This is a genomic window from Gemmatimonadota bacterium (assembly GCA_040388535.1).
Classification (GTDB): Bacteria; Gemmatimonadota; Gemmatimonadetes; order Gemmatimonadales; family GWC2-71-9; genus Palsa-1233.
Map to the genome: position 1 here is coordinate 602,136 of JAZKBR010000004.1, position 8,502 is coordinate 610,637.

The 8,502-nt window shown below is 67.6% G+C and carries 6 protein-coding genes; 3 read left to right on the top strand and 3 right to left on the bottom strand.

The genetic code is table 11. The annotated features are described in order from the left end of the window. Positions 1–175 precede the first annotated feature (175 nt). From V4558_12720 to V4558_12730, 3 genes are all read left to right on the top strand, one after another. Positions 176–3,190, top strand: coding sequence for an AAA family ATPase (locus V4558_12720; protein MES2306370.1), 3,015 nt, complete (start codon positions 176–178; stop codon positions 3,188–3,190). A 160-nt stretch (positions 3,191–3,350) separates the two neighbouring features. Beyond that, positions 3,351–3,863 (top strand): cupin domain-containing protein, encoded by a 513-nt coding sequence (locus V4558_12725; protein ID MES2306371.1) that lies wholly within the window; start codon positions 3,351–3,353, stop codon positions 3,861–3,863. Beyond that, entirely contained in the window at positions 3,860–5,356 is a 1,497-nt protein-coding gene (locus tag V4558_12730) for a pyridoxal-dependent decarboxylase (protein ID MES2306372.1), read from the top strand. The genes V4558_12725 and V4558_12730 overlap by 4 nt, the downstream gene beginning before the upstream one ends. A gap of 652 nt (positions 5,357–6,008) precedes the next feature. Here the strand turns inward: V4558_12730 and V4558_12735 are convergent. Genes V4558_12735 through V4558_12745 form a run of 3 tightly spaced genes read right to left on the bottom strand, consistent with a single transcriptional unit; the run spans position 6,009 to position 8,271 of the window. Continuing rightward, positions 6,009–6,494: a hypothetical protein gene (locus V4558_12735; protein ID MES2306373.1), complete on the bottom strand. Its 486-nt coding sequence runs from the start codon at positions 6,492–6,494 to the stop codon at positions 6,009–6,011. Between the two features lie 29 nt (positions 6,495–6,523). Further along, on the bottom strand, positions 6,524–7,894 hold the full coding sequence (locus tag V4558_12740) for a permease prefix domain 1-containing protein (protein MES2306374.1): 1,371 nt from the start codon (positions 7,892–7,894) through the stop codon (positions 6,524–6,526). Then, positions 7,894–8,271, bottom strand: a complete 378-nt coding sequence (locus V4558_12745) for a helix-turn-helix transcriptional regulator (GenBank protein ID MES2306375.1) — start codon at positions 8,269–8,271, stop codon at positions 7,894–7,896. The genes V4558_12740 and V4558_12745 overlap by 1 nt, the downstream gene beginning before the upstream one ends. Positions 8,272–8,502: the final 231 nt, after the last annotated feature.

Genomic DNA, 8,502 nt, shown 5'->3' on the forward strand with positions numbered 1-8,502 from the left:
GCAGGTCGGCCGCTCCCCCGTTTTGCGTTGTCATCCTGAGCAGCCTGCCCTGAGCTGGTCGAAGGGAAGCCCGCGAAGCGGGCGAAGTCGAGGGAGCGAAGCTCCGTCCCGGTTCCCATCCCTTCCGGAGGGCGCCGTAACTACTATTTCCCCTCCCCCGGACCCGGAGTCCACGGTGCCCGCCGACCAGCGCGTGGTCTGCCCCGAGTTGATTGGTCGTGCCGCTCCGCTTGCTACGGCGCAGCACACCCTCGCTCGTGCGCGCGACGCCCACGGCAGCACTCTCCTCATTTCGGGGGAGGCCGGCATTGGCAAGTCGCGGATGGTACGCGAGACCATCACCCACGCCCGCTCCCTCGGTTTCGTCTCCCTGATCGGAACCTGCTTCCAGGCCGATCGCACCTCTCCATATGCCCCGCTGCTCGACCTGGTACAGGTCCTCGCGGCCACGACCTCCCCCGCCCTTGCCGCGCACTGCTTCGCTCCGGCAGCTCCGGAATTGCTGGCGCTCTTTCCCGAGCTGGCCACCATATTTCCCGAGGCGACTCCGGCACCGTCGCGCGATCCGGAAGAGAGCCGCCGCCGACTGCACCACGCGATGACGAGCGCGGTGCATCAGCTCGCGCGAACGCAGCCCGTCCTCCTCACCTTCGAGGACGTGCACTGGAGCGATGACGCGACCCTCGACCTGCTGCGCACCCTCGCGCGCCAGCTGGTGAGCCACCGCGTCGTGCTCGCGCTCGTCTTTCGCAACGACGAGATCGACTCCGATCTCGCCCGGCTGCTCGCCGACCTCGATCGTGCGCGCTGCGCCGCCGACGTACCGCTCCGACCCCTCGATGCCGACGAATGCGCACGCATGCTCCGCGCGATCTTCGGCCCGCACGCGCTGTTCGACCACACCTTCGTGACCCGACTCCACGAGGCAACCGAAGGAAATCCGTTCTTCGTCGAGGAGATGCTCAAGGCCCTTGTCGTGGCTGGTGACGTCGAGCAGCGTGGTGAGACCTGGCGCGCCCGGCCACTCGACGAGATTCCGATCCCGCGATCCGCCACCGAGGCCGTAACCCGGCGCCTCGCCGGGCTCAGCACCGAAGCGCGCGAAGTTGCCTCGGTGGCGGCGGTCGCGGGGCGCCGCTTCGATTTCGCGCTGGTGCAGTCGGTCACCGGCTACAACGATCGCATCGTCCTCGGCGCAATGAAGGAACTGGTCAATGCGCAGCTCGTGGTCGAGGAGAGCGCCGACCGCTTCGCCTTCCGGCACGCCCTGAGCCGCGAATCACTCCGCACGCAGCTGCTCGCGCGCGAGCGAGTCACGCTCCATCGCGCCATCGCCACGGCCATTGAACACCAGCACGGCGGCAATACCGACGACCTCGACGATACCCTTGCCTACCACTCGTTCGAGGCCGGGTCGTGGACGTCCGCCATCCACTATGCCCGCCGCGCCGCCGCCCACGCGATCGCCCTCGGCGCGCCGCGCGAGGCGCTGCTCCAGCTCGATCGCGCCGTCGCTGCGACCGCCTCCGCCGGACGCGCAGTGGAACCTGCACTCCTGCTCTCGCGCGGGCGCGTGCACGAAACCCTCGGTGCCTTCGCCCGGGCTCAGGAAGATTTCGATACCGCACTGGCTGCAGCGCGAACCGCGGCCGATCGACAGGGCGAATGGGAGGCGCTGTACGCGGCCGGGATGCTCTGGGCTGCCCGCGACTACGAGCGCGCGTGCGACTACCGTCGCGACGCGCTCGTGGTGGCCCGTGCGATCGGCGATCCGCGACTGATCGCGCGAAGCCTCAATCGCGTCGGCAACTGGCACCTCAACGGCGAGGACATCGCCGAGGGCATCCCCTTCCACGATGAGGCCCTCACGCTCTTCGAGAGTGTTGGCGATGCGGCCGGCGTCGCCGAGACGGTGGACCTTCTCGCGATGGCGTACCACCTCGCCGGTGATCAGGATCGGGCGGCGCCGCTGTACGAACGTGCCATCACCCTGTTCACGGCGCTCGAGAATCGCCGCGGACTCTCCAACGCACAGTCGGTGCTCGCAGTGTGCGGACCGAGCTATCACTCCTCCGCCGGCCCGGTCGCCGCAGGGAGCAGTTTGCCGGGGATCCTGCGCGATGAGCATCCCGTGCGGCTCGCAACGGAGATCGGCTGGCGGGCGGGAGAGGCCTTCTCGCGCTACCTGCTCGCCGATTGCATCGCGTGGCGCGGCGATTTCGCGCGTGCCATCACATTGGCGCGCGCGTCGCTATCGATCGCCCAGGAAATCGCGCATCGCGAATGGCAATGTGGCGCCCGTCGTGTCCTCGGCTGGATCGCGCTGGATCTCGGCGATATCGAGGCCGCAGTTCGCGAACACGAGCTGGCTCACCAGGTGGCGCGACAGTTGAATTCCGCCACCTGGATCCGCTGGACTGGCAGCGCACTCGCCACGACACTGGTGCAGGCGGGCGAGCACGAGCGCGCCGCCCAGGTGCTCCGCGAGATCGCGGAGGCGGTGCCGCCGCTGCCCGTCCGTGGCGCGATGCCCCCGAAGCCCACCCTCGGTGAACGTGCACTCACGCTGGCCCAGGCAGAGCTCGCCCTTGCGACCGGCCAGCCGCAGGAGGCCCTCGCCCTGCTCGCCAGCATCGCAATCCGTGGCGCACCGCGCGCGGAGTTGCTCCAGGCGCGTTGCTTCGTCGCGCTGGAGCAGTGGAGCCAGGCGACCGCCGCACTCGACCGCGCACACGCGAATGCGCTGGCGCAGGAGGCACGCTCGCTCCTCTGGCAGATCGAGGCGTTGCGCGGGACCCTGCATCTTGAGCGCGGCAGCCGTCGCGAGTCACGCAAGGCATTCGATGCGGCGCGCGATGTTGCGGCGACCCTGCTCGCCGATCTCGATGACGAGGCGCTGATCGAGACCTTCCGCGAGTTCGTTGACCGACTGGCACCGCCGCCGCCCCAGCGCACCACGGCGCAGCAGACCAAGGCCCGCTTCGGCGGGCTCACTCGCCGCGAGCGAGACGCCGCGGCGCTGGTCGCCCAGGGGAAGTCGAATCGGGCCATTGCCGCCGCCCTCGGCATCGGCGAGCGCACCGTCGAAGGGTATGTGGCGGCCGCCCTCTCGAAGCTCGGCTTTGCTTCCCGGGCGCAGTTGGCCGTCTGGGCAGCCGATCGCGGCCTTGCCCCCGGACAGCCCTCGTAACTCCCCGCAGCCCCGGGTCACTTTTCCCGTGGCCCAATCGAAAATCCCCGTACTTCCCTCGGTTTCCTGCTTGCGGCGTTTCGGTATTCTCCCTCCACGACAAACATCGGGGGATTTCCCCGAGGCCTGACGGAGATTCAAGCCAGTGGAGACCGAGACCATGCGCCCGACCCAACTGCTCGCCCCGACAACGCTTTTCATGGCGCTTTCGACCACCTGCGCCGTGGCCCAGACCGACGCCCCCGGGCTCAAGTGGCGGCCAGCCCCCGCAATGTTTCCCAAAGGGGCCGAGATGGCAGTGATCCAGGGCGACCCGGGGAGCAGCTCGCTGTTCACGGTGCGCCTCCGACTCCCTGCCGGTTACCGGTTGGCGCCGCACACGCACCCGACCGACGAAAAGCTCACGGTCATTCGCGGCGCACTCGCCGTGGGCCAGGGGGCCTCGGTCTCGCCCACGGGCATGCAGACGCTGACGGCTGGCAAGTCGGTGACCGAACCGGCGAGCGAGGCCCACTATGCCATCGCCCGCACGGCGACCGAAGTCCAGGTCCACGCCCGGGGGCCGTTCGAGATGAAGTACATCAATCCCGCCGACGTCCCGCTCGCGGCGAAGGCCCCGTCGGCGACGACGCCTGCCGCCATTGCGCTGACCAAGGCTGCGGTGAAGCGATGAAACTCCCGTCGGCCCCCTCGCCGGTCACCGACCTCGCATGGGACCCGGCTCAGGCCGCTGCGATGGGGACCGAAGTCGTCGCGCTCTGGCGTGAGTTGCTCGAGCAGATCGCGACCTTGCCAGTCGGTGGTCGCGCCACCGCCAGCGAAGTGCGTGCTGCGGTGACGCGCGAGATCCCCGATGCGCCGGTTCCGATGCCCGAGCTGATGGCATCGCTGCGCACGCTCGCATTCGAACACTCCACCTATATGGGCCATCCCGGCTTCATGGCGTACATCTCCGGACCGGGTACCGTGCCTGGTGCCGCAGCCGATCTGCTGGCCGCCGCGCTCAACCAGAATGTCGGTGGCTGGCGACTTGGCCCGGGAATGACCGAGATCGAGTTGCATCTCGGCCGCTGGATGGCCGCGCGCCTCGGTCTCCCAGCGACCGCCGGTGGTTACGTGACCTCGGGTGGTGCGATGGCCGCGTTCGTGGGACTCAAGGTGGCGCGCGATGCGCGTGCGGGGTGGGCCACCCGCGAACTCGGTATGCGCGCAGGACCGCCGCTGACCTGCTATGCCTCGTCCCAAGTCCACGATGTGAACACCCGCGCGGCCGACTTGCTCGGCCTCGGCCGCGATGCCGTCCGGAAGATCGCCGTCGACGCTTCGCTGCGGATGCGGACCGATGCGTTGCGTAGCGCGATTGAGCGCGATCTCCGCAATGGCTGCCAGCCGATGGCGGTGATCGCCACCGCGGGCACTGTCTCGACCGGCGCGATCGATCCGCTGAACGACATTGCGGATCTCTGCGCCGAATTCGGGCTCTGGCTTCACGTGGATGGCGCCTACGGTGGTGTCGCGGCGCTCACCGATTCGCTGCAGCCGCTCTTTCGCGGCATCGAGCGCGCCGATTCGGTAGCACTCGACCCACACAAGTGGCTCTACACACCGATATCGGGCGGTGTGATTCTCGTGCGCGATATGCAGACGCTCGCCGATGCGTTCGCGATCGAGCCCGACTACGTCTTCGAGGACAAGGCACTCACCGGCCGCGGCGTCGACCTCTTCGCGCTGGGCCCGCAGTTCTCACGCAGCGCGAGCGCCTTCAAGATCTGGGTCTCGCTGCTCGCTCACGGCTGGGACGCCTATCAGCGGCGCATTGCTCACGATGTGGCACTTGCGCGCTACCTCTACGACCGTGCGGCAGCCACGGCCGAACTCGAACCGCTTGGGCCCACGCCGCAACTCTCGATCGCCTGTTTCCGGTATGTGCCGCGCGAGTTGCGCGGCGATCACGATGCGGAGCCCTATCTCAACCGGCTCAACGAACGACTGATGGCGGAGCTGCAGCTGACCGGCCGCGTCTATCCATCAAACGCGATCATCGATGGCCGCTTCGCACTGCGCGCCTGCATCGTGAACTTCCGCACTGAAGCCGTCGACGTCGATGCGCTGATCGAGCAGACTATCGCGCTTGGCGCCGCATTGCACGCGGCAGGTACCGCCTAGAGCGAGTCGCCCCGGGCCGTCAGGCGGGTTGTCATCCTGAGCGAAGCGAGCCGAAGGCGAGCGAAGTCGAAGGAGCAGGTGCTCGGACGTCACGCCGTGGCTGCCTCTCCGCAGCTGTGGAGTCCCGACGGCGGTTCGAGCTGGCGACAGTACAGCTGGTGCGCGGCGCCTCCAAGGCTGCTCCGAGGCACCCACGACGCGACGCCCGCGAAGATTTCGCTACCCCACGCGGGATCTGTCGCCCCGGGCCGTCGGGCGATCGATAAGAACCAGGTGCAGAGCCTGGCCCGCGCATCCTGGCCGGCGCGTGATAGCAGGACATCGTCGCGGGCCCTGGGGTTTCCGAACTCGTATGGGCCGGACCGCAGACGAAGCACGCAGATTGACTCGCGCCGGGCCTCACGCCGTGGGCTGCCTCTCCGCAGCCCAGCGGAGTCCCGACGGCGGTTCGAGCTGGCGACAGTAGATCTGGTGCGCGGCGCCTCCGCGAGTCTGCTCCGAGGCACCCACGACGCGACGCCCGCGAAGATTTCGCTACCCCACGCGGGATCTGTCGCCCCGGGCCATCGGGCAGGCGGGAACATCGTGACGCGACGCCTGGGGCCTCCGAAGTCGGATGGGCAGGACCGCAGAGGGAACGAGAGTTGTCGGTCTACCGCCGCTTCACCCTCTCCCGCTCGCGCTCCCGAAGCTCCTCCTCCACACTCCCCTCCCCCAGACTCGCAACATCGTCCTCACCCGCACCCAGCGACTTTCCCGCCTGCCGCGCCAGCAGGAAAGTCGCCGCTGCGGCACCACCGCCCATTGCGAGGAGCAGCACGAGATTCATGAGCGCGACGCCGAGGGTCCAGGCATTGAACCCGTTCGCGAAGCCGATCATCAGCCAGTAGATGAAGCCGCCGGCGGCACCGAGCGCGGTGACGAACTTGAGCGAGAGCTTGCCGAGCGCCTGCCCGCCGGCGCTCAGGGCGAGCACGCCGGAGAACATCACACCGAGTATGAACGAGACCACCGAGAACTTCCCGGCGATCTGCAGAATCTCGATGAAGGTGACCTGCCCCGCGACCATCATGATCAGACCGACCAGTGCGGTGAAGCCGCCGACTCCCACCGCGAACGTCAGTCCGGTACCGATCATCCCACGAAGAACCCTCAGCCAGCGCGGCATCACGCAAACCCGAACAGCGGCGGAAAGACGACCACCACGAGCGCAGCCCACGCCGCGTAAACCGGGAGATAATTCGTCTGCCACTGCTCGAGTGCCGCGAACACACCGCGACGTCTCACGAAGCGGGTGTACAGCACAGTAGACCACGCAAGGTTGACGAGCAGGATCAGGTTGACGCCGAGCACGGCCACCCGATTCGGCGTGAAGCCCCATTCGGAGATGCGTGCTGCGATAGCCCAGAGTGCCACGGCATCGGCGAGGAGGGCACTCACGAGCAGTACCACCTGCACGATGTCGAACGCGCCAGCTGGCGCGCCTGAGTCGCGGGCCGAGATCGAATAGACCAGCAGCGCCAGCACCACGATCAGCAGTGCGTCGAAGGCCATCAGCATGTTGCGTTCGATGTGGACGCCACCGCCGGTCCAGAGCATCGCGCCGAGGAAGGTGACCAGCACCGCGGCGAAGAGCGGCGTGAAGAGACGCGTCAGCACCGGCGCCATATTCTCGATCACGCTCTGCTTTGCCTCGACCAGCCACGCCGCCACGACTACAGCGCCCGCCACACAGCTCGGCATCCACCCCTGCACGAACGGCTGTGCATTGATGCCGATCGTCTCGAAGATCATCATCAGGAACGCCGTGAGGACGCCGCCGCCCAGCGCGATCAGGACGTAGTAGATGAAGAGCTCGCCTGAAAAACGAATGAAGTCCATTCGCCCGGCCACATCCCGCCAGCGACCACCGGCATATGCAATTCCTGTCACCAGGAGCAACGCGATCGGCAGGTGAGCCGCCGCGAGCATCTCGGTCGACCCTTTCGGCGCGAACGGATAGAAGTTGACGAGGGCAGCGGCAACGATGAAGACGACGGCCAGCCACGCGGCAGTCGTGCGACTGATCCCGCGCTTCCAGGCGAAGTACCCGGTCACCAGCGGCAGCACGAAGAACGGGAGATTGCGGAAGTAGAACGCTTCGTTGTTGTCGGGCGTGATCCCGAAGAGCGCGGGAGCCTTGACTGCCAGCCCCGCCGCGATGGCGTAGCCGAAGGCGACGATGGCGTCGCTGCGGCCGGCGGTCTGGGGCGAACCATTCTCTTGCGGCGGGACTACCAGTTGCTTCCAGAGTCGCTCGGAGTGTTCGCGCGCGAACTCGCGCGAGAGCGAATCGAGACTTCCCATTCGCTTGACGGCGATCAGGAACGCCTCATCGGAAGCGAGCCCGCTCTCGACCAGCCCGGCGACCTGTTCACGGAGATGATCCTCGAGTTCGGCGACATCCACGGTGTGGATCGCCTGCCGACGGCGGAGATAATTCCGCCACTGGCCGATCTGCTCTTCGAGCGATGAGAGTGGGACGCTGTCGGGGGTCATCATGCCCCCTGCGGCAGGAGGGCGTGGCCTGCCGGGTTCCCTGCCGCCGAAATCGAGTGCCAGATCCCCCGGAGCGCAGCATCGACCGCCTGCCACTGCCGGTGCTCCTCGGCGAGCTGGGCCAGCCCCTGCGAGGTCACCTGGTAGTACTTCCGCTTCCGACCGCTTTCGGGGACTTCCCAGCGCGCCTCCACGTGGCCCAGTCGCTCGAGTCGGTGCAGCACGGGGTAGAGCATCCCGTCGGTCCACTCGATGTGCCCGCCGCTCAAGTCCTTGACTCGCTTGAGGATAGCGTAGCCGTAGCTATCTCCTTCGGCGAGGATCGCGAGCACGAGTGGCGTCGACGACGCCGCCATCAGGTCCTTGTTGATATCCACGCCCTGCCTCCTTGCTTGCCCCACCGGCCCGACCGGCCAGATGCATGGCGGCATTATACATTGCGGCGCTATGTATGCAAGCTTCTTCGGTGGACGCCTTGACCGGGTTGTCATCCTGAGCGGAGCGGCCAAAGGCCGCGAAGTCGAGGGAGCAGGTGCTCGGGCCTCACGCCGTAGGCTGCCTCTCCGCAGCTGTGGAGTCCCGACGGCGGTTCGAGCTGGCGACAGTAG